This is a genomic window from Chengkuizengella sp. SCS-71B, assembly GCF_040100845.1.
GTDB lineage: Bacteria > Bacillota > Bacilli > Paenibacillales > KCTC-33759 > Chengkuizengella.
Genome location: NZ_JAZHSH010000001.1, coordinates 67,435 through 89,575, shown reverse-complemented (window position 1 = coordinate 89,575; position 22,141 = coordinate 67,435). Strand labels below are relative to the sequence as shown.

26 protein-coding genes and 1 riboswitch are annotated in these 22,141 nt (G+C 35.6%); all 26 genes read left to right on the top strand.

The features are described 5' to 3' along the window. Positions 1-100 precede the first annotated feature (100 nt). A riboswitch (ZMP/ZTP riboswitch) is annotated at positions 101-182 on the top strand. A gap of 91 nt (positions 183-273) precedes the next feature. The 26 genes from rpiB (at position 274) to VQL36_RS00355 (ending at position 22,139) form a co-directional block, all read left to right on the top strand. Then, positions 274-732 carry a ribose 5-phosphate isomerase B gene (rpiB, locus tag VQL36_RS00480; RefSeq protein ID WP_349247427.1) on the top strand — a complete coding sequence of 153 codons (459 nt, stop codon included), beginning with the start codon at positions 274-276 and terminating at the stop codon, positions 730-732. A gap of 62 nt (positions 733-794) precedes the next feature. Beyond that, complete coding sequence (locus VQL36_RS00475) at positions 795-1,367, top strand: TIGR01440 family protein (protein ID WP_349247426.1); 573 nt, start codon at positions 795-797, stop codon at positions 1,365-1,367. A gap of 23 nt (positions 1,368-1,390) precedes the next feature. Beyond that, the gene (gene glyA / locus VQL36_RS00470) at positions 1,391-2,638 is read left to right on the top strand and encodes a serine hydroxymethyltransferase (protein ID WP_349247425.1); all 1,248 of its coding nucleotides are present in this window, start codon (positions 1,391-1,393) and stop codon (positions 2,636-2,638) included. A 738-nt stretch (positions 2,639-3,376) separates the two neighbouring features. After that, positions 3,377-3,775 (top strand): hypothetical protein, encoded by a 399-nt coding sequence (locus tag VQL36_RS00465; RefSeq protein WP_349247424.1) that lies wholly within the window; start codon positions 3,377-3,379, stop codon positions 3,773-3,775. Positions 3,776-4,048: 273 nt separating this feature from the next. Then, complete coding sequence (upp, locus tag VQL36_RS00460; RefSeq protein WP_349247423.1) at positions 4,049-4,678, top strand: uracil phosphoribosyltransferase; 630 nt, start codon at positions 4,049-4,051, stop codon at positions 4,676-4,678. Positions 4,679-4,698: 20 nt separating this feature from the next. Continuing rightward, a complete protein-coding gene (gene wecB, locus VQL36_RS00455; protein WP_349247422.1) occupies positions 4,699-5,841 on the top strand; it encodes a non-hydrolyzing UDP-N-acetylglucosamine 2-epimerase in 1,143 nt (380 codons plus the stop codon). A 164-nt stretch (positions 5,842-6,005) separates the two neighbouring features. Further along, on the top strand, positions 6,006-6,239 hold the full coding sequence (locus tag VQL36_RS00450) for an AtpZ/AtpI family protein (protein ID WP_349247421.1): 234 nt from the start codon (positions 6,006-6,008) through the stop codon (positions 6,237-6,239). After that, the gene (locus tag VQL36_RS00445; RefSeq protein WP_349247420.1) at positions 6,232-6,609 is read left to right on the top strand and encodes an ATP synthase subunit I; all 378 of its coding nucleotides are present in this window, start codon (positions 6,232-6,234) and stop codon (positions 6,607-6,609) included. The genes VQL36_RS00450 and VQL36_RS00445 overlap by 8 nt, the downstream gene beginning before the upstream one ends. Before the next feature lie 32 nt (positions 6,610-6,641). Next, positions 6,642-7,427: a F0F1 ATP synthase subunit A gene (atpB, locus tag VQL36_RS00440; protein ID WP_349247419.1), complete on the top strand. Its 786-nt coding sequence runs from the start codon at positions 6,642-6,644 to the stop codon at positions 7,425-7,427. Between the two features lie 91 nt (positions 7,428-7,518). After that, the gene (atpE, locus tag VQL36_RS00435; RefSeq protein WP_349247418.1) at positions 7,519-7,734 is read left to right on the top strand and encodes a F0F1 ATP synthase subunit C; all 216 of its coding nucleotides are present in this window, start codon (positions 7,519-7,521) and stop codon (positions 7,732-7,734) included. A gap of 102 nt (positions 7,735-7,836) precedes the next feature. After that, positions 7,837-8,319 carry a F0F1 ATP synthase subunit B gene (gene atpF / locus VQL36_RS00430; RefSeq protein ID WP_349247417.1) on the top strand — a complete coding sequence of 161 codons (483 nt, stop codon included), beginning with the start codon at positions 7,837-7,839 and terminating at the stop codon, positions 8,317-8,319. Further along, complete coding sequence (locus VQL36_RS00425) at positions 8,316-8,864, top strand: F0F1 ATP synthase subunit delta (protein WP_349247416.1); 549 nt, start codon at positions 8,316-8,318, stop codon at positions 8,862-8,864. The genes atpF and VQL36_RS00425 overlap by 4 nt, the downstream gene beginning before the upstream one ends. Before the next feature lie 16 nt (positions 8,865-8,880). After that, positions 8,881-10,395, top strand: coding sequence for a F0F1 ATP synthase subunit alpha (gene atpA / locus VQL36_RS00420; protein ID WP_349247415.1), 1,515 nt, complete (start codon positions 8,881-8,883; stop codon positions 10,393-10,395). 59 nt (positions 10,396-10,454) lie between these two features. Then, positions 10,455-11,318: an ATP synthase F1 subunit gamma gene (gene atpG, locus VQL36_RS00415; RefSeq protein WP_349247414.1), complete on the top strand. Its 864-nt coding sequence runs from the start codon at positions 10,455-10,457 to the stop codon at positions 11,316-11,318. A 46-nt stretch (positions 11,319-11,364) separates the two neighbouring features. Beyond that, positions 11,365-12,771: a F0F1 ATP synthase subunit beta gene (gene atpD / locus VQL36_RS00410; protein ID WP_349247413.1), complete on the top strand. Its 1,407-nt coding sequence runs from the start codon at positions 11,365-11,367 to the stop codon at positions 12,769-12,771. A 55-nt stretch (positions 12,772-12,826) separates the two neighbouring features. Beyond that, positions 12,827-13,231: a F0F1 ATP synthase subunit epsilon gene (locus VQL36_RS00405; RefSeq protein ID WP_349247412.1), complete on the top strand. Its 405-nt coding sequence runs from the start codon at positions 12,827-12,829 to the stop codon at positions 13,229-13,231. Between the two features lie 509 nt (positions 13,232-13,740). After that, positions 13,741-14,112, top strand: coding sequence for an NADH-quinone oxidoreductase subunit A (locus tag VQL36_RS00400; protein ID WP_349247411.1), 372 nt, complete (start codon positions 13,741-13,743; stop codon positions 14,110-14,112). Continuing rightward, positions 14,097-14,615: an NADH-quinone oxidoreductase subunit B family protein gene (locus VQL36_RS00395; RefSeq protein ID WP_349247410.1), complete on the top strand. Its 519-nt coding sequence runs from the start codon at positions 14,097-14,099 to the stop codon at positions 14,613-14,615. The genes VQL36_RS00400 and VQL36_RS00395 overlap by 16 nt, the downstream gene beginning before the upstream one ends. Continuing rightward, a complete protein-coding gene (locus VQL36_RS00390; RefSeq protein ID WP_349247409.1) occupies positions 14,612-15,187 on the top strand; it encodes an NADH-quinone oxidoreductase subunit C in 576 nt (191 codons plus the stop codon). The genes VQL36_RS00395 and VQL36_RS00390 overlap by 4 nt, the downstream gene beginning before the upstream one ends. A gap of 8 nt (positions 15,188-15,195) precedes the next feature. After that, complete coding sequence (locus tag VQL36_RS00385; protein ID WP_349247408.1) at positions 15,196-16,296, top strand: NADH-quinone oxidoreductase subunit D; 1,101 nt, start codon at positions 15,196-15,198, stop codon at positions 16,294-16,296. Continuing rightward, on the top strand, positions 16,296-17,297 hold the full coding sequence (gene nuoH, locus VQL36_RS00380; protein WP_349247407.1) for an NADH-quinone oxidoreductase subunit NuoH: 1,002 nt from the start codon (positions 16,296-16,298) through the stop codon (positions 17,295-17,297). Before VQL36_RS00385 ends, nuoH begins: the two co-directional genes overlap by 1 nt. A 27-nt stretch (positions 17,298-17,324) precedes the next feature. Beyond that, complete coding sequence (gene nuoI / locus VQL36_RS00375; RefSeq protein WP_349247406.1) at positions 17,325-17,792, top strand: NADH-quinone oxidoreductase subunit NuoI; 468 nt, start codon at positions 17,325-17,327, stop codon at positions 17,790-17,792. 3 nt (positions 17,793-17,795) lie between these two features. After that, complete coding sequence (locus VQL36_RS00370) at positions 17,796-18,320, top strand: NADH-quinone oxidoreductase subunit J (protein ID WP_349247405.1); 525 nt, start codon at positions 17,796-17,798, stop codon at positions 18,318-18,320. Between the two features lie 5 nt (positions 18,321-18,325). Next, positions 18,326-18,628, top strand: coding sequence for an NADH-quinone oxidoreductase subunit NuoK (nuoK, locus tag VQL36_RS00365; RefSeq protein ID WP_305994145.1), 303 nt, complete (start codon positions 18,326-18,328; stop codon positions 18,626-18,628). Positions 18,629-18,674: 46 nt separating this feature from the next. Beyond that, complete coding sequence (gene nuoL / locus VQL36_RS00360; protein WP_349247404.1) at positions 18,675-20,540, top strand: NADH-quinone oxidoreductase subunit L; 1,866 nt, start codon at positions 18,675-18,677, stop codon at positions 20,538-20,540. Beyond that, positions 20,541-22,139, top strand: a complete 1,599-nt coding sequence (locus VQL36_RS00355) for an NADH-quinone oxidoreductase subunit M (RefSeq protein ID WP_349247403.1) — start codon at positions 20,541-20,543, stop codon at positions 22,137-22,139. Positions 22,140-22,141 lie beyond the last annotated feature (2 nt).

Sequence of the window (22,141 nt, the reverse complement as noted above, 5' to 3'; positions counted from 1 at the left end):
CCGCAAAATGCAATTCAGTCATTAGAAATTTAGGACCCATTATGTTGCATTATGCGGTTGTAATTGTCAAATAATTACGCTATTATAACATTATACGTGAAGAATTCGGTGTAACTGGCGGCAAAGTGGAAATTACCACAATGGAGCACCGAGTAATACGGCCGGTCGCCTGGGCAGGAGCATAGACATTTATGTCTGCTGCTCTTTTTTTGCACTTTGAGGATCTCATACACCCTATCATTCACGAACTTTTGATAAAGGAGAACGATCATAATGAAAATAGCAATTGGTGCGGATCATGGTGGATACAATCTCAAAAATGACATTAAAAATTTTATCATCAAGCTTGGTCATGAAGTGATAGATGTAGGTTGTGATTGTTCTGATTCAGTTGATTATCCTGACTATGCGATTCCAGTTTGCGAGAAAGTATTGAATGGTGATGCAGACAAAGGAATCTTAATATGTGGAACGGGTATTGGCATGTCTATTGCAGCAAATAAATATCCAGGCATTCGTTGTGCGTTAGTTCATGATACATTTTCCGCAAAAGCAACAAGAGAACATAACGATACCAATGTTCTTGCTATGGGAGAAAGAGTGATCGGACCTGGATTAGCATTAGATATAGTGAAAATATGGATTGAAACAGAATTTTCTAACGAAGAAAGACATGTGAATCGAATTAAAAAAATGAATGCAATAGAAAAGCAAGCCACTATACATCCTTAATGATTAGGGTGAAGTGCACACTGAATAAGAAACACTCATCAACTATGGTGGTGAAAATTTAAATGAATAAACTTGAGAAAATGAGTAAACAGGTTGAGGAAATAACGAGACAGCTCATAACAGAGGGGAACATTAAACCTCAACAAATTATTGTTATAGGAACGAGTACCAGTGAAGTATTAGGTCAGCACATCGGAACGTCAGGTGCTGAGATGGTGGCTTCAGAAATTTTTAAAGGTATTCAAGCCGTTCAAAAGGATTTGGATTTTTATGTTGCCTTTCAATGCTGTGAACATTTAAATAGAGCTCTTGTTGTTGAAAGAGAGGTTGTACAACAATATGTTCTTGAAGAGGTTTCCGTAATACCTGTTGCAAAAGCTGGTGGATCGATGGCCACTTTTGCATATCAACATTTCAAAAATCCTGTAATAGTTGAAAAAATCAAAGCACATGCTGGAATAGATATTGGAGAAACTTTAATTGGTATGCATTTGAAGCAAGTAGCAGTTCCTTTGCGACCTACTTATCGTGAAATTGGAAAAGCGCGTGTAAATATGGCGATTACTCGTCCAAAATTAATTGGCGGACAAAGAGCTGTATATGAAATAAATAACAACACTAATCGTTGTAAATAAAATATTAAGGGGATGTTAAGAGGATGGAAAATTTACGCGGTCAAGATCCAGAGGTTTTAAAAGCATTAAATTTAGAATTACGCAGACAACGAGATAATATAGAGTTAATTGCTTCAGAAAACATTGTCACTCCAGCAGTTATGGAAGCAATGGGTACAGTATTGACCAATAAATACGCGGAAGGGTATCCAAGCAAACGTTATTATGGTGGCTGTGAACATGTTGATATCGTTGAAGATATTGCAAGAGATCGTGCTAAACAAATTTTTGGTGCTGAACATGCTAATGTTCAACCCCATTCTGGTGCTCAGGCTAATATGGCTGTCTACTTAGCAGCTTTAAAACCTGGTGATACAGTGCTTGGCATGAACTTAGCGCACGGAGGCCATTTAACACATGGCAGCCCAGTAAATGCTTCAGGAATTTTATATAACTTTGTAGCTTATGGTGTGAGTGAAGAAAATTTTATGATTGATTATGATGAAGTGCGTAAATTAGCATTTAAACATAGACCAAGAATGATCGTTGCAGGTGCAAGTGCATATCCTAGAATCATTGATTTTGAAACATTAGGTAAAATTGCAAATGAAGTTGGTGCATTAATGATGGTGGATATGGCGCATATTGCAGGACTAGTAGCTGCAGGGCTTCATCCAAATCCAGTTCCCCATTCTCATTTTGTAACAACAACAACGCATAAAACTTTAAGAGGACCTAGAGGTGGTCTGATTCTTTGTAAAGAACCTTGGGCAAGAGCAATAGATAAAGCTGTTTTCCCTGGTTCACAAGGTGGTCCATTAATGCACGTTATTGCTTCTAAGGCAGTTGCTTTTGGTGAAGCTCTTCAACCTGAATTCAAAACTTACTCAGAAAATGTTGTGAAAAACGCTGCGATCTTAGCTGAAAGCTTACAAGCTGAAGGACTAAACATTATTTCAGGTGGAACAGATAATCATTTAATTTTAGTAGATACTCGTAATTTAGATATTACTGGTAAGGTTGCTGAGAAAGTATTAGATGAAGTTCATATTACAGTCAACAAAAATGCGATTCCTTTTGACCCAACGAGCCCATTTGTAACAAGCGGTATTCGCATAGGAACACCAGCTGTAACAACAAGAGGGATGGATGGGGAAGCAATGAAATCCATTGCCAAAATCATGGCGATGACGTTGAAAAACCCTGAAGATGAGACTCTGTTAGAAAAAGCTCGAGGTTTAGTAAAAGAGTTAACTGCTAAGTATCCATTGTATGAAGGTTTGACTTATTAATTGAATATATAATTTAGCTAGTCCAATATTAGTTTTAATTTTTCAATATGATGCAGGAAAACCTCATTGAAATTATAGAGGTGGGCCGCAAAAAAATTATAGGATAAAAAGTTTAAGTTATAGTTTAGGTGTTGGTTGTAAGAACCAGCACCTTTTTGTGCTTTAAGAGAGTGGGTTTTATAAGTTTTAAATTTTAAGTTTTAAGTTTCCCCCAAAAGAGTGAAGTATCTCTAAAATGTTATGTCCTTTCCTTTTCGGGGACTTCAGAATTTAAAAGAAGTATTCGATTTTGATATAAATAAAATTAGCCAAAGCAGATCGTTTAAAATAAAGGGAAATTGTGGTCTTATATGATGAAAGGAAAGCTCCTTCAAGTAAATAGAGGAAATTAAAGGTCTTATTTTCGATATTTATACTTCAAGATACAACAAAATAACCATTATTAATTGAAATAAGACCACTAAATACCGTTAATTTCAATAAATGTAGTAAAACAACATAAATAAGACCACCAAATACCTCTAATTTTTAAGCCTCCTAATTATAATTACCGTCTAACCCAAGTATCCTCTCTCCTATATTTCTAGAGAGTTATGATGTTTAACATTGAATATAATTCAAATAATTAAATAAAACTTGAATTATATTCAAGTTAAGTGTATTATTAAGATATACATAAAAATTGAGAATTATTTTTCAATAATTAATTAAAGCAATCCACTGAAAGGGGTTATGGTTGTGACTGATAAAATCTTAAATCTTACACTTAACAAGTTAGATTCATTAGAATCGGAAACAAAAGCAATACGAAAGGATTTGCAAACTGAAACAAAGTCAATTCAAAACGAACTGAGTATAGAGATAGGAACAGTAAAGAATGAAATGAAAGAAATGAGAAATGAGTTTCAATCAGAAATAAAATTTTTACATATTGAAATGAGTGAAATGCGATCTGGTATATCTGAAATAAAACAAAGTGTGTATCGTTTAGAAGAAAGCCAACCCAAAGATATTAATGCTTTGTTTAAAAATAATTCAATAAATGTTGAATCTTATAACCATCAAATTGGCGTACTTAATAAACGTTTGTTTCAAACAGAAAGTCATATAGAGGAATTATTCAAATCATACAAATAAATATTTGGTGGTAAAAGTTTTGATAAAACAAATCACACTTTAAAACATGCTGGATGGTTGAATCTAGGATGTTTTTTTGTGATTGGGAAAAGATAACAAACATATGAGGTGTAACAACAAGAACAAAATGTTATAATAGTTAAGGTTTGAAGAGGTATGCCTTTATTCGCTTATGACAGTTTGAATAATTTGATCTATAAGTTTAGATGAAATATAGACTGTAAATATGGAATAAAGAAATTGATTTTTTATTTTCAGGAGGGATAGGAATTAATGGGAAAGGTATTTGTATGTGACCATCCTTTGATCCAACATAAACTAACTTTTATTCGAGACAAAGAAACGAAAACAAAAGACTTCCGTCAATTAGTTGATGAAGTTGCCATGTTAATGGCTTATGAGATTACTAGGGATTTATCTCTAAAAGAAGTAGAGGTTCAAACCCCTGTTGCAACCGCAAATTGTAAAGTGATATCTGGGAGAATGCTTGGTTTAGTTCCAATACTTCGTGCTGGATTAGGTATGACAGACGGTATTTTAAAACTACATCCAACAGCGAAGGTAGGTCATGTAGGTTTATATCGTGATCCTGAATCATTGCAGCCAGTTGAATATTACACTAAATTACCAACTGATGTTCAAGAAAGAGAGCTAATTGTCATTGATCCAATGCTTGCTACTGGAGGATCGGCGAATGCGGCAATACAAGTATTAAAAAACAATGATTGCAGTCAAATGAAGTTAATGTGTTTAATTGCCTCTCCAGAAGGTGTTCAAGCAGTGCAAGAAGCACATCCTGACGTAGATATCTATGTTGCTGCAATCGATAGTCATCTAAATGAAAAAGGTTATATCATTCCTGGATTAGGGGATGCAGGAGATCGCTTATTTGGAACAAAGTAACGTTAAAGGATGATAGCTGAATGGATAAGCTAAAAGTACTTACAATATTCGGGGTTAGACCTGAAGCTATTAAAATGGCTCCACTCGTGTTAGAGTTACAAAAACATACTGATTTAATCGACTCAAAGGTATGTGTAACAGCACAACATAGAGAAATGTTAGACCAAGTATTAGATGTATTTAATATTCAACCGGCTTATGATCTTGATGTGATGAAAGATCGACAAACGCTGAATGAGATTACAATACGTGTTTTACAAGGCTTAGAATCAGTGCTTCAAGAAGCGAAACCAGATTTAGTTTTAGTGCATGGTGACACACTAACTACATTTTTAGCTAGTTATGCTGCTTTTTTACAACAAATTAAAGTAGGTCATGTGGAAGCAGGATTGAGAACTTGGAATAAACAGAATCCTTATCCTGAAGAAATGAATCGTCAGCTCACAGGCGTGATTGCTGACCTTCATTTTGCACCTACAAATTGGTCATCTAATAACTTATTTAAGGAAAATAAATCTGAACAGAACATTTATATTACTGGGAATACGGCGACTGATGTTTTTCAATATACTGTAAGAGAGGATTTCACTCATCCTGTATTATCTTGGGCTAAAGGAAAGAGATTAATATTAATGACAGCACATCGAAGAGAATCTTTAGGTGAGCCTCATCGACAAATTTTTAATGCCATTCGAAGAATCGTGGATGAATTTGAAGATGTTGCCGTAGTTTATCCAGTGCATTTGAACCCTGCTGTAAGGGAGCCTGCTAATGAAATATTAGGCGAACACCCTAGAATTAAACTCATTGATCCGTTAGATGTTGTTGAGTTACACAATTTTTATAATCATACTCATATGATATTAACCGATTCAGGTGGGTTACAAGAGGAAGCTCCTTCCTTTGGGATTCCTGTTTTAGTAATAAGAGAAACAACGGAGCGTCCTGAAGGAGTTGAGGCAGGAACGTTAGAGTTAGTCGGAACTGATGAAGAAGACGTTTATCAAAGGACGAAGGAGTTACTAGTAGATATTCAAAAATATGAAAAAATGAGTCGTACCGCAAATCCATATGGTGACGGTAAAGCCTCAAAAAGAATTGTACAATCCATCTTGCATCATTTTGGAAAAAAGAATGAAAAACCGGAACCATTTTCAACGTAAAAAGGTTACAGCATACAGTTGCACTGTATAGTTTTTAAACTTGAAAACCCTTTAATATCAAGGGTATCGCCGTTTTGTTCACGAAATGTTTGAATTTTACCCAATTGACAAACAATGCTTCGCTTCGTTAAAATAAATGGGGATTTAAATAGGGGAAATGTATAATGAGCAATTCAAATCCTAAAGATAATCCATGGAAAGCCGTTGCGTTAGTCAGTGCGATTGGATTAGATATGGTTGTCTGTATGTTTGCCGGTTATGGCCTTGGAACTCTAGCAACAAAATATTTAGACGATAATCCTATATGGATCGTTGTTGGTATTATGATAGGGTTTGTTGTGGGGGTCATAAGCATTATGATGATCATTAAAAAGTACACGGGGGGCTCAAATGAATAATTTGTCGACCCTAACAAAAAACGCTTACAAAATAACTTTGTATGTATTAGCCGTTTGTTTTGTAACGTGGGCACTGTTGCCTGATTATCGAGTTTATATTGCAGGATTGATTTTGGGTATTATTGTTAGTTTAATCAATGCAAGATATTTACAGTGGAAAATAGAACTGATGTCTGAAGTTGCCATTAAGAAAGTTAAACGCAGAGTAAATGATGGATTCATGACAAGAGCATCACTCGCTTTAATTGCGGTGGTTATTTCTTTCAAGTTCGAACAACACATTGCGTTTTCTACTACATTAGCTGGATTATTTTTTGTGCAATTAGTAACACTATTACTGGGCATTATTTCTATTAAAAACAGCAAATAAATGGATTAACAGAAGGGGGGGAAAATGACAAGATGCATGAATCACCGATGATTAAATTGTTTGGAATACCTTTTGATCTTTCCAATTTGATTATGATTACAATCACATGTTTGATTGTTTTTATTATTGCTTTATTAGGAACTCGAAAATTGTCTGTTGAAAATCCAGGGAAAATGCAAAATTTTCTTGAGTGGGTGGTTGAATTCATACATAATATGGTCGCCAGCACGATGGATATGAAACAAGGAAAAAGTTTCATCATGTTAGGGATTACTTTAATTATGTATATTTTTGTAGCCAACATGTTAGGCCTTCCGTTTGCTTTGTCCTTTCATTTTCACGAAGCTCCGACATTTTTCGGCATTCCAATTTCTCCAGATTTATATGCACAAGCGGCACATGCAGATGACGTATCACTACTCTTTTGGAAATCACCAACAGCTAGTATGAGTGCTACTATGGGGTTAGCTTTAATTGTAATTGTAATGGTACATTATTTAGGAGTTACTAGAAATACTAAAAATTACTTCAAACATTACATTGATCCAGTCCCAGCGTTTTTTCCGCTCCACATAATTGAAAAAGTTTCACAATTATTAACTCTTGGTTTGCGTTTATTTGGTAATATTTATGCTGGTGAGGTCTTAATTGGAGTAATTTTAATGACGGCTTCGGCAGGTGTATTTGCAGGTATTGCAGGAATGGTTCCATTAATCGTATGGCAAGCCTTCAGTATATTTGTTGGTACAATCCAAGCTTTTGTATTTACCATCTTAACAATGGTGTATATTTCACAAAGTATCGCTAAAGATCATTAATGAATCTAACTCAGCAACCTGCTGAGATCAGATTATAGATTTTATTAAAAGTAATAAAAATAATTTATTTAATATTTAAGGAGGATTTTTCATGGAGTTTATAGCAGCAGCAATTGCGATTGGTTTAGGTGCACTAGGTGCAGGTATTGGTAATGGTTTAATCGTTGGACGTACAGTAGAAGGGATTTCTCGTCAACCAGAACTTCGCGGGACTTTACAAACAACAATGTTTATCGGTATCGGTTTAGTTGAGGCACTACCAGTTATTTCTCTTGTATTTGCATTATTGTTTGTATTTGTTTTATAAGGTAACAATTATATTTCAAGTTCGGCGGGGATGGTATAAGCCTCCACGCCTTCATTTTGTCAGATTAAGATGTATGAATCTCTGAGAAGGGAGTGACTAAAGTTGAGTATAGATGGATCTATAGTTTTTCAAATTATTGCGTTTGGTATTTTGTTTTGGTTACTAAGCAAATTTGCATTCGGACCATTAATGTCCGTTATGGAAAAGCGTAAAGAGCATGTATTAGACGAAATGCGTACGGCAGAAACTAATCGTGCAGAAGCAGACAAACTTCTAAAAGAACAAGAGGCGTCCATGCAACAAACTCGTCAGGAAGCATATCAAATTATTGAGCAAGCGAAACAAACGAGTGCGAGACAAGCTGAAGAAATCGTTGAAGAAGCGAAGACAACAGCGGCGAAGTTAAAAGAGGATGCGCTTAAAGATATTGAAAACGAAAAATCAAAAGCAGCTCAGACGTTGCGTGCACAAGTAGGAGCAATGTCCATTATGATTGCTTCCAAAATTATCGAGCAAAAGCTTGATGAAAAATCACAACAACAATTAGTTGACAAATACCTGAAAGAGGTAGGAGGAAAACTATGAGCAGCGACACATTAGTAGGAAAAAGATACGCTAAAGCACTTTTTGAAGTTGCTCGAGAACAAAATGTAATTGTAGAAGTGGAAAGAGAATTAAAATCAATTGTGCAATTTATAGAAGTGGATAAGGATTTTAATAAATTTATTTCCCATCCGAATATTGGAGTGGACAAAAAGAAAGAAGTAATCAGCAATGCTTTTCAAGGAAAAGTATCTGAAATTGTACTTCATACGGTCCAGCTTCTTTTTGAAAGAGGAAGAGGTTCAATCTTAGCAGCGATTTATGGATATTATGTTGGGGTTGCCAATGAATTTCTAGGTCAGGCAGATGCGGTGGTATATACACCTTCTAAGTTGTCTGATGATGAATTAAAAGAAGTTGAAGAACGTTTTGGCAAATTAACAGGCAAACAGATCAACGCTTCAAATGAAGTTGATCCAGACCTTTTAGGTGGATTAAAAGTTCGCATAGGCGACCGTTTATATGATGGCAGCTTAGTAAGCAAACTAGCTGCACTTGAAAAGGAATTAAAACAGCAAGCAATATAGTTAGGGGTGAGGTTCATTGAGTATCAGACCTGAAGAAATCAGTACGTTGATAAAAAAACAAATTGAAAATTATAAATCTGAACTTCAAGTGGTTGATGTAGGTACTGTTATCCAGGTGGGTGACGGTATAGCTCGTGCTCACGGTCTTGAAAATGTCATGGCTGGTGAATTATTAGAATTCTCTAATGGCGTTATGGGTATGGCTCTTAACCTTGAAGAAGATAATGTTGGTATCGTAATCCTAGGACCTTACACGGATATCCGTGAAGGAGATCAAGTAAAACGTACAGGCCGTATTATGGAGGTTCCTGTAGGTGATGCATTACTTGGACGTGTTGTAAATCCGTTAGGACAGCCAGTAGATGGTAAAGGACCTATTGAAACGAAAGAATTTAGACCAATAGAATCCCCAGCGCCGGGTGTTATTGATCGTAAATCAGTACATGAGCCGATGCAAACGGGAATTAAAGCGATTGACTCCATGGTTCCAATTGGGCGTGGACAGCGTGAGTTAATTATCGGTGACCGCCAAACAGGTAAAACAACAATAGCTATCGATACAATCATTAACCAAAAAGAGAATGATATGATCTGTATCTACGTAGCAATTGGTCAGAAGCAATCCACAGTTGCAGGTGTTGTAGAAACACTTCGTAAAAATGGTGCTTTAGATTACACAATCGTTGTTACAGCAGGTGCATCTGAACCAGCTCCATTATTATTCCTAGCACCTTATACAGGTTGTACAATGGGTGAGCATTTCATGTATCAAGGTAAACACGTATTAGTTATTTATGATGATTTAACTAAACAAGCATCAGCTTACCGTGAGTTATCCTTGTTATTAAGAAGACCTCCAGGTCGTGAAGCTTTCCCAGGGGATGTATTCTACTTGCATTCTCGTTTATTAGAAAGAGCAGCAAAATTGAATGATGATCTCGGTGGAGGTTCATTAACTGCTCTTCCATTTATCGAAACACAAGCAAGTGATGTATCAGCATATATTCCAACAAACGTTATCTCCATTACGGATGGACAGATCTTCCTAGAAGCTGATTTGTTCCATGCAGGACAACGTCCAGCGATTAACGTCGGTATTTCAGTATCCCGTGTTGGTGGTTCTGCGCAAGTTAAAGCTATGAGAAAAGTAGCAGGGACATTACGTTTAGACCTTGCACAATATAGAGAGCTAGCTGCTTTCGCTCAATTTGGTTCAGATCTTGATAAATCTACCCAAGCTCGATTAAATCGAGGGGAACGTACAGTTGAAATCTTGAAACAAGGTGTTAATCAGCCGTTGCCAGTTGAGAAGCAGGTAGTGAGCATTTATTCAGCTGTAAAAGGTTTCTTAGATGATATTGAAGTGAAGGATATAACAAGGTTTGAAGCAGAATTCTTATCCTATATGGATGCGAATCAGTCAGATATTCTAAAAACAATTAAAACAACTGGTCAATTATCAGACGAAACTGAAGAAGCACTAAATAAAGCGATTGAAACCTTCAAAAAAGGTTTTGCTGGATCTGTATAGTCCTTCTGATAAGAAGTAGAGTGTGTTTTTTCAAATAGCCTATAAGGTAGGTGAACTAAATGGCTAAAGGTATGCGTGATATAAAACGCCAAATCAGTGGTTTCCAAAATACGAAACAAATTACAAAAGCAATGGAAATGGTAGCTGCTTCAGGGTTAAGAAAAGCACAAGAAAATGCTGAAGCTGCCAGACCGTATTCAGATAAAATAAAAGAAGTAATTTCTAACATTGCTTCTGCAACAAAAAATTTAAAGCATCCGATGTTGGAAAGCCGAGAAGTGAAAAAGACGGGTTATCTAGTGATTACTTCTGACCGTGGTTTAGCAGGAGGTTATAATGCGAATCTTTTGCGTATGGTCATGAACACAATACAACAAAAACACAGCTCTACAGATGACTACTCTATTTTTGTGATCGGTCGAAAAGGTCGAGATTATTTCAAAAGAAGAAATATGCCGATTGTGTCTCAAGTTACAGGGTTACCTGATAATCCTCAGTACTTAGACATTCAAGAAATTGCTAAAACTGCAGTGCAGAACTTTAGTGATGGTTTATACGATGAGTTATATTTAGCATATAACGAATTTGTGAATCCAATTACACAAATTCCTGTAGAAAAACGTCTTTTACCATTAAGTGATATTTCTGAATCCAGTGGTAATTCTGCTCTATATGAATATGAGCCTTCTGCAGAGGAAGTGTTGGATGTATTATTGCCTAAATATGCTGAAACTTTGATCTATAGTGCAGTATTGGAAGGTAAAGCAAGTGAGTTTGGTGCCAGAATGACCGCAATGGGTAATGCAACGAACAATGCTACTGACTTAATTGCTAGTCTTAATCTTGTATATAACCGTGCACGTCAAGCTGCAATTACACAAGAAATATCTGAGATTATTGCTGGAGCGAACGCTCAGGGATAATGAAAATAAATGCACTAACTTTTGAAAATCTTAAGGAGGTAAAAGCATGAACAAAGGACGCGTTTTACAGGTAATGGGTCCCGTAGTTGATATTGAATTTGAACGCGGAAACCTGCCTGAAATTCTAAATGCTGTTACAATAGAAAAAAAAGCGGAGTCCTCTGGAGAAAAGGATATCAATTTAACTGTAGAAGTTTCTCTTCATCTTGGTGATAATGTAGCACGTTGTGTTGCTATGTCTTCTACAGACGGTTTAGTTCGTGGAACTGAAGCTGTTGATACAGGTAATCCTATTTCTGTTCCAGTGGGCGATGCTGCATTAGGTCGTATTTTAAATGTGCTGGGAGAACCAATTGATAATGCTGGTGAAATTAAAACAAAAGCATCAAGCCCAATTCATAGACCTGCACCTGAATTTACAGAGCTTTCTGTAGAAGAAGAAATTTTGGAAACAGGAATTAAAGTTATTGATTTAATTGCCCCTTATGCTAAAGGTGGTAAAATTGGGTTGTTTGGTGGAGCCGGTGTTGGTAAAACTGTTACAATCCAGGAATTAATCAATAATATCGCACAGGAGCACGGTGGTATTTCAGTATTTGCCGGTGTTGGTGAGCGTACTCGTGAAGGAAACGACCTTTATCATGAGATGAAGGACGCAGGCGTTCTTCCAAAAACAACAATGGTATTTGGACAGATGAATGAGCCTCCTGGTGCTCGTCAGCGTGTTGCACTAACAGGATTGACAATGGCTGAGCATTACCGTGATCAAGAAGGAAAAGATGTACTTTTATTCGTTGATAACATCTTCCGTTTCACACAAGCAGGTTCTGAGGTGTCCGCATTACTCGGACGTATGCCATCAGCGGTTGGTTACCAACCAACGCTCGCGACTGAAATGGGTCAATTGCAAGAGCGTATTGCTTCAACGAAGAAAGGTTCTGTAACTTCTATTCAAGCGGTTTATGTACCAGCCGATGATTATACAGATCCAGCTCCTGCAACTACATTTGCTCACTTGGATGCTACAACAAACTTGGAGCGTAAAATTGCTGAGTTAGGGATTTTCCCAGCGGTAGATCCATTAGCATCAAGTTCTCGTATTCTTACTCCTGAGATTGTTGGAGAAGAGCATTATGAGGTTGCTCAAGGAGTTAAGCAAATTTTGCAACGTTACAAAGAGCTTCAAGATATTATAGCCATCTTAGGTATGGATGAATTATCCGAAGAAGATAAAGTAACAGTACAACGTGCGAGAAAAGTTCAAAGGTTCTTATCACAAAACTTCCACGTTGCTGAGCAGTTTACTGGACAAAAGGGACAATATGTTCCTGTTAAAGATACAGTTCGTAGTTTTAAAGAAATTTTGGATGGTAAACATGATGATTTACCAGAAGCAGCTTTCTTGTATGTAGGTACAATTGAAGAAGCTGTAGAAAAAGCCAAAACTTTATAATAGGGTTGATTTAAAAATCCTAAGTTTCTAAAAATGAAACTTGTAGGAGGAAGTTATGAGTACTTTTACATTAGAAATCGTAACACCTGAGAGAAAAGTTTATTCTCAGGACGTGAATATGATTGTCGTTAAAGGTGTGGAAGGTGAACTAGGTATTTTACCCAATCACATTCCACTAGTCACAGCTTTAAAAGTTGCACCGTTGAAGGTAAAAAATGGAAACGATGAAGAGGTCATCGCGGTACATGGTGGCTTTATGGAAGTAAGTAAAGAAAAAGTGGTTATTCTTGCTGATGTTGCAGAACGTGCAGGAGAAATTGATGTTGAACGTGCTCAAGCCGCTAAGGAACGCGCAGAAAGAAGATTGGCTGATAAAAAGGCTGATTATGATTTTCGTCGTGCTGAGATGGCTTTGCAAAAAGCGATCAATCGAATCAGTTCCACTGACAAGCAATTTTAAAAATGTTGAATTAAAAACTGTCGTACATGATATGTCGGCAGTTTTTTTCTATAGGATAAGTAAGTATATATTATTGTGATATTTTACATGATTGATCACAAAATGTTTATTAATATCATAGTTTATAAAGAAATTAACTACTTTAACATAGATGGTTGTGAAATACATCACATTTTATAATCACTATAAGAAATACAATAGTTGATTTTTTAATAAAAAACATATGAGGTTATGTATTATATTTAATTTTGAAGCAAATATTTTTGTTTGAAAATATACTGTTTGTACATGATAAATAGATAACAGCTTTAAATTTCTGAATGTCCATGACCAGTAATGGATAATCCAGTGATTACCAACAATAGTTTGCTTAAAAAAAATACATTAATTGTACAATAGACTTCGATGGAAGCTTTTGTTATAATGTTCACGACATTTATTATTGAAATTAAAAATGTCTATAAGAAAAACTTATAAATTGGACTTCATTGAATGGAGGGACTAAGCCGATGGAAACATACATCAATAACTATGTTATCGTCGCTATTTTTATTGCGCTCGGTATCTTCTTACCCGTGGCAGCGCTTACGTTTGGTCGGTTTTTAAGACCTAATAATCCAACGAAAGAGAAGTACACCACTTATGAGAGTGGAAACGAACCTGTTGGTGCAGGTCAAATTCGTTTCAACATTCGTTATTATTTATTTGCTCTAATGTTTGTTATCTTTGATGTTGAAACTGTCTTTTTATATCCATGGGCAGTTGCTTATGACAAATTAGGACTTTTTGCTTTAGTTGAAATGTTGATTTTCGTATCATTATTAGTTGTAGGATTAGCTTACGCTTGGAAAAAGAAGGTGTTGCAATGGAACTCGATTTAGCAAAGATTTCACCAGAAGAACAAGAGGAATTGGAACGTAACGTATTTATGGGTACCTTAGAGCAGTTAAAGGCATGGGCGAGAAGTAATTCCTTATGGCCACTTACTTTTGGCTTAGCTTGTTGTGCCATTGAAATGATGGGAACTGGTGCATCACATTATGATTTAGATCGTTTTGGAGTTATATTCCGTACCTCTCCAAGACAATCAGATGTCATGATTGTATCCGGTACAGTAACTAAAAAAATGGCTCCTCTATTACGACGTTTATATGATCAAATGCCTGAACCGAAATGGGTCATTGCGATGGGTTCATGCGCTACGGCAGGAGGTCCATATATTAAATCTTATTCTGTAGTCAAAGGGGTAGACCAAATTGTTCCTGTAGATGTATATATTCCAGGCTGCCCTCCTAATCCAGCTGCTTTAATTTATGGAATAAATAAATTACAAGAAAAGATAAAATATGAAGCAAAAACGGGGAAAAGGGTGACAGAGGTATGAGTGATCAAAAACAAGTTACTGAAATGGACCCTAAAGAAGCAAAAAAGGAAATTGAGCAAACTGAAGCAGTAGAAGTTGTAGAACCTTTACCAAATCAAGATAGATTAGATCGCTTGGTTGAGTTCATAAAAACAAATGTATCAGAAGATGCAGTTGAAGAAGCTTATATCAATGAGCTAGATAGGAACTTGCCATGCATTGTAATTGGAAGTGTTTATTGGGATAAAACTGCTATGTTGCTTAAAGAGTCAGAAACACCAAAGCTTAATTATTTACGTAATATTACTGGTATAGATTATGAGACACATTTTGAGGTAGTTTATTATTTACTTTCGATGTCTTCAGACAACCAATACGATATTTGCATTAAGGTCAAAGCAGATAGAAAAGATCCTTCTATCCCATCAGTCACACCTGTATGGAATGCGGCGAACTGGAATGAAAGAGAAGTCTATGATTTGTTAGGTATTCAATTTCCGGGTCATCCTAATTTAACAAGGATCATGATGCCTGATGATTGGGAAGGGCATCCTTTAAGAAAAGACTATGAACCGATAGATCCGGAGGTGTAACAAACCAGATGATACGTACAGAAGAATTACTATTAAATGTTGGACCACAGCATCCGAGTACACATGGTGTTTTTAGAATTATCGTAAAGTTAGACGGAGAAGTCATTACAGAAGCAACACCTGTAATCGGATATTTACATAGAGGTACTGAGAAACTAGCTGAAAATTTAACTTACACTCAAGTTATTCCCTATACAGATAGAATGGACTATGTCTCTGCTATGACAAACAATTACGTGTTATGTCATGCAGTTGAAACGTTGATGGACCTTGAAATTCCTGAAAGAGCAGAGTTTTTACGTTTAATTGTTATGGAGTTGCAGCGCATTGCTAGCCATTTAGTATGGTGGGGAACTTATTTATTAGACATCGGTGCTATGAGTCCTTTTCTTTATGCTTTTAGAGAAAGGGAAATGATCATAAATATGTTTAATGAATTATGTGGTGCTCGACTTACTTATTTCTACATGAGAGTAGGCGGTGTGAAATGGGATGCTCCTGAAGGCTGGATTGATAAAGTCCGTGATTTCATACCATACATGAGAGAAAAGTTAGATGAATATGAGCAGTTAGTAAGTGGAAACGAAATCTTTTTAGCTAGAGTTAAAGGTATTGGCAAATATGATGCACAAACTGCAATTGATTATGGCCTTAGTGGTGCTAATTTAAGATCCACAGGGGTAAAGTTTGATCTTCGTAAAAACCAGCCATATAGTATATATGATCGTTTTGAGTTTGATGTTCCTGTTCAAACAGAAGGGGACTGTTATGCTAGATACTTAGTGCGATTTGAAGAAATTAAACAAAGTTTGCGTATTTTGGAACAAGCTGTAGAACAGTTTCCTGAAGATGGGAAAATAATGGCCAAAGTACCACGAGTAATTAGACCTCCAGAAGGTGAAGTTTATACACGTATTGAATCTCCAAGAGGAGAAATTGGTTGTCATATTGTATCTAAGAAAAAACCACAACCTTATCGTTTGAAGTTTAGAAGACCTTCATTTGTAAATCTGCAAATTTTACCTAAGTTACTAGTAGGTGAAACCATGACAAATTTAGTGACGATTCTTGGTGGTGTTGATATTGTATTAGGGGAGGTAGATGGCTAATGGATCTGCTCCAGGAACTAACATTATCTAGTTTTAGTTGGTTTTTATTATGGGCTACTGTTCTTCTTTTAGTGGTGCTTGGTTTTGTAACCTATGCCATTTATTTTGAACGTAAAGTTATTGGTTGGATTCAATTGAGAAAAGGACCAAACCGTGTTGGACCATTAGGTTTATTTCAAACTGTTGCAGATGTATTGAAGCTGTTAATTAAAGAGGATACGATTCCAAATAAGGCAGATCGATTTCTATTTATCTTAGCTCCTGTTATTACGTTTGTACCCGCGTTTATAGTGCTGGCAACGATTCCTTACACTGCAAAATTGCAATTTGCAGATTTGAATGTAGGGTTATTATATTATTTTGCTTTATCCAGTATTTCAACTATAGGGATATTACTTGGTGGATGGGCTTCAAATAACAAATATTCATTATTAGGTGGCATGCGTTCAGCTGCTCAAATGATTAGTTATGAAGTCCCTTTAGTCATGTCTGTTGTCGGTGTCATTCTTTTAAGTGGCAGTTTAAGTTTAAATACCATCGTAGAAGGTCAAGCGGGAGGTTTTTGGAACTGGAATGTTCTTCCCCAGATCGTTGGATTTATCATATTTATCATAGCAGCAGTATCAGAGTTAAACCGTACTCCATTTGATTTGCCAGAGGCAGAATCAGAATTAGTTGCCGGTTATCATGTGGAATACAGTGGTTTTAGATTTGCTTTCTTTATGCTAGCTGAATATGTTTATGTATATGCCATTGCAGCACTAACGACAATTTTATTCTTAGGTGGCTGGCATTCTCCGTTGCCATTTCTAAATTTTATCCCAGGGATAATATGGTTTATTTTAAAATTTTCATCCATCGTATTTTTCCTATTTTGGATTCGTGCAACGCTGCCAAGAATAAGAGTAGATCATTTAATGTCGTTAGGTTGGAAGGTTTTATTACCATTGGCTTTGGTTAATATATTTGTAACGACAATTATTATAGAAATTATTAAATAATGCTACTATTGAAGTGAGGTGAAACCGTTGAAAGGTATAGTTAAAGGAATGGGTGTTACCTTAAGAAATCTTACGAAGAAAAAAATAACTTATCAATATCCTGATGTTCCTTTACAGATGCCCGATCGTTTTCGAGGTGTGCAGCATTTTGATCCTGAAAAATGTATCGTGTGTAATCAGTGTATGAATATATGCCCTACAGACTGTATTGATCTTATAGGGAAGAAAAATCCTGATCCTGAGAAAAAAGGAAAGGTAATTGACACTTACGATATCAACTTTGAAATTTGTATTTTATGTGATTTATGTACAGAAGTTTGTCCTACAGAGGCCATTGTTATGACGAATAATTTTGAATTAGCAACCTATAGTCGGGATGATCTGTTTAAAAATATGGATTGGTTAAATGATAATAATACAAATGTTAGAAAAGAAAACAGCATTAATTTGCAACCAAAATCCATCCCATCAAAGGCGAAGAAGGAGGAAAAGTAGCTTATGCTGGAGAATTTTATAGATTTCATATTGAATGGAAAAAATGTATTATTTATTATTTTTTCCATGCTCATTATTATAGGTGCAGTTTTTTTAATTAATCTCCAAAGAGTTGTCCACATGGTTATAGCTCTTGCTACTACTTTTATTAGTCTTGCAGGTTTATACGTTATGCTTGATGCCGAGTTTCTAGCCTTTGTACAAGTTTTAATTTATGCAGGTGCAATGACGATTTTAATGATTTTTGGAATTATGATGACGAAACATGAAAAGCAAAATGAAGAGCCGAAGAGAGTATTACATAACGTACTCTTGTTAGTTGGGAGCATCGGTTTTTTTGTTATTTTATATTTAGCGATTCAGGATGCAGCTTTTCCAATTCAAGAATTTACTTCTACTGAAGACAATACAAAAATGATAGGAATTGAGCTTTTTACTTGGCATGTGATTCCTTTTGAATTGGTATCTGTGTTATTGACGGTCGCTTTCATCGGAGCCATCGTTGTGGCTAAAAGGGAGGAGGATTAAACAACATGATTTCTTCTTATCTTACATTAGCTGCTGTGTTGTTTGTGATCGGTCTCTATGGTGCACTGTCAAAAAAGAATGCGGTTATCGTATTATTATGTATTGAATTGATGTTAAACGCAGTAAATCTTAATTTGATTGCTTTTGCGAAATTTGGAATCAATCCTTCCTTAAAAGGGCAAATTTTTTCTTTGTTTAATATCACGATTGCTGCAGCTGAAGCCGCAGTAGGTATAGCCATTTTAATTGCATTGTATCGAAATAAAGCAACAGCAAATGTTACTGAAATGAATTCATTGAAAAAATAACTACCTTTTTGAACAAGAATAAATACTTAAGGAAAGGAAGGGTACTATGGAATCGGTATTCTCTCAATTAGCTTGGCTTATACCACTCTTTCCATTGATTGCTTTTGTTATACTGGTTGCAATCGGTAAGCAAGGAAACAAATGGAGTGCCTATATCAGCACTGGAGCTGCGCTACTCTCATTTATATTCGCCTTTTTAGTTTTACTTGAACGTCTGAATGGTACGATGGATGCTTACACTTGGAAAGAGTTTGATTGGCTGTCATTTGGTGATATCTCTATTCGATTAGGATTTGAAATTAACAATTTAAATGCGATGATGTTAATCGTTGTCACCCTAGTCAGTTTATTAGTCAATTTATATTCAAAAGCATATATGAAGGATGATCATAGAATTTCGGTTTTTTATAGTTATATTTCATTATTTACATTTTCAATGTTAGGACTTGTAATATCGGTAAACTTACTTGAATTATATATTTTCTGGGAACTTGTAGGTGTTTGTTCTTTTTTACTTATTGGATTTTGGTATGAAAAAGAGTCAGCTAAAGCTGCGGCGAAAAAAGCCTTTATTGTTACCAGAATTGGAGATGTTGGATTATTTATTGCCATCTTAATGTTGTTCTGGTATATGCCAAATCATTCTTTAGATTTTACAGATATACATAATGCGTTTAGTACAAATAGCATTCCAATTGAAGCTTGGGTTATTACTACAATCGCAATTTTAATATTTGTAGGGGCAATGGGAAAATCAGGTCAATTTCCGTTACATACTTGGTTACCGGATGCGATGGAAGGCCCTACACCTATTAGTGCTTTAATTCATGCGGCTACAATGGTTGCTGCAGGTGTGTATTTAATTGCACGTACTTATGATATTTTCCTAGCATCACCTATTGCAATGGAGGTTGTAGCTTATGTAGGTGGTTTTACTGCGATATTTGCAGCAACGATTGCAATCGCTCAAAATGATTTTAAACGTATTCTGGCTTATTCTACTGTCAGTCAACTAGGGTATATGATCATGGCTCTTGGAATAGGAGCTTATACAGCCGGAGTATTCCATTTAATGACACATGCATTTTTTAAAGCACTTCTATTCCTCGGTGCAGGTAGTGTATTACATGCTTTGCATAAACAAGATATAAGAGAAATGGGCGGTATTTGGAAATCGATGAAAGTAACCACGGTCACTTTTGCTATCGGGGCATTAGCTTTATCAGGAATTTTCCCGTTATCAGGTTTTTGGTCCAAAGATGCAATTTTAACAGAAGCGTATCATGACAACATGATTTTGTTTATTATTGGAATCACTGCAGCATTTTTCACTGCATTTTATATGACTAGATTGTTTAAGGTTGCTTTTCTGGGAAGTAATCGTTCTTCTGTTACCCCCAAAGAGTCACCTATTGTGATGACGTTACCACTAATTGTTTTATGCGTTTTAGCTGTTATTTCAGGTTTTCTATTTACACCGTTTAATTCTTGGTTAGGTGAATGGTTAACGGGTGATGTAGTCGAAGAACATACGAATTGGATTGTCATGATTTTATCTACCTTAGTAGCTGTTGCAGGTATTGTAATAGGTTGGATCGTGTTTAGTGAAAAATCAGTTTCTCAAAATGAAAATTCAAGAAACTGGGCTTATCATTTACTAGCCAATCGATATTATATAGACGAGATATATGAATGGACCATTGTGAAACCATTACGTGTATTGGGTCTTATCCTAAACACAATTGATCGATTTATAGTGGATGGATTAGTTAAATTAACAGCCAATATTGTTTTGGCAACTGGTAGAGCGAGTACTAGGGTCCAGAATGGACAAATACAAACTTATGGTTTAGTGACATTGCTTGGATTTATTATTATTATCGCAGCTATGCTTGGAAGGAGGTATTTTTAAATGTTAGAACATCTGCCTTTACTCTCCTTAATTACATTTTCTCCTTTGATAGGAATATTGATTATTTTGTTTATTCCAAGCAAAAAAGGGAAAGCGATTAGATGGATTGCTATAGCTACAACGATATTCACATTAATTTTGTCAGCCTTATTATATATTGAGTTTGATAATACCTCTTCTGGCATGCAATTTACAGAAGAGAAGAAATTTTTAGAAATTCCATTAAATAGTGAATTGATATCACCATCTGGTGCTCCAGAAGTAGATTATGCTTACGAATTTAAGTATTTAATGGGTGTGGATGGATTATCATTATCATTAGCATTTTTAACTGCTTTGGTCTGTGCAATGGCTGCACTTGCTTCTGTATACATCAAAAAAAGATGGAAGACTTTTTATATACTGTTCTTAATTCTTGAATTAGGTATATTGGGTGTTTTCTTCGCAAAAGATTTAATGTTGTTTTTTATCTTCTTTGAAATCACTTTAATTCCTATGTTTTTCTTAATTGGAATATGGGGTTACAAAGATCGAGAGCGAGCTGCAAATAAGTTTTTAATTTACAATGGTGTTGGTTCTGCTATCATGTTGATAGCCATATTGATACTAATTAATTCTGCAGGTTTTTATTTTGACGAAGCTGCTAATTTATTGAGATATACATCTGATGTAGGTGTCATATTTGATCAGTTAAATAATCCACAAGCCTTTGTGAATATTGAAGGGGCTATATTTTATTTGAGCGAGAATATGAGGTGGTTTATTTTCATTATGCTGCTTGTGGCATTTGGAATTAAATTACCGATTTTCCCGTTCCATACTTGGATGTTAAGGGTACATACAGAAGCACCTCCATCCATTGTTATGATTCACTCTGGTTTACTGTTAAAAATGGGTGCATATGGACTTATTCGTTTTGGGGTTGTATTATTTCCAGAACAAGCAAAAGAATGGGCTTATGTTTTAGCTGTTTTAGGAATAATTAATATTTTGTATGGTGCCATATTAGCATTTGTACAAAATGAATTTAGATTAATTTTAGCTTATTCAAGTATAAGTCATATGGGTATTGTACTTCTTGGTATTGCAGCCTTTAATGTGGTTGGTATGCAAGGAGCAATATATCAATTAGTTTCACATGGTTTGATATCCGCTTTAATGTTCTTAATTGTCGGTAGTATTTACGAACGAACCCAAACTACAAAACTTGATGAATTGGGTGGTTTAGCTAAGTCTATTCCATTTATAAGTGGTATTTTGTTAATTGCAGGTATGGCTTCATTGGGATTACCAGGTTTATCAGGTTTCATTAGTGAGTTTTTAGCCTTTGTAGGATTGTTTGATACGATGCCTATCGTTACTGTAATAGGTACACTTGGAATTGTATTAACTGCTGTTTATGTGTTGCGAGGGGTATTGAAAATGACATTTGGATCATTGCCAGCACAATATACCAAGATGAATGAGGCAAGATTAATTGAAGCCGTTCCAATGATTGCTTTGGTTGCTTTTATTCTTCTTCTAGGGATATATCCAGCTGTTTTAATTGAACCAATGCAAGAAACGATTCTAAGCATAATCTCGAAGATGGGGGGTTAACC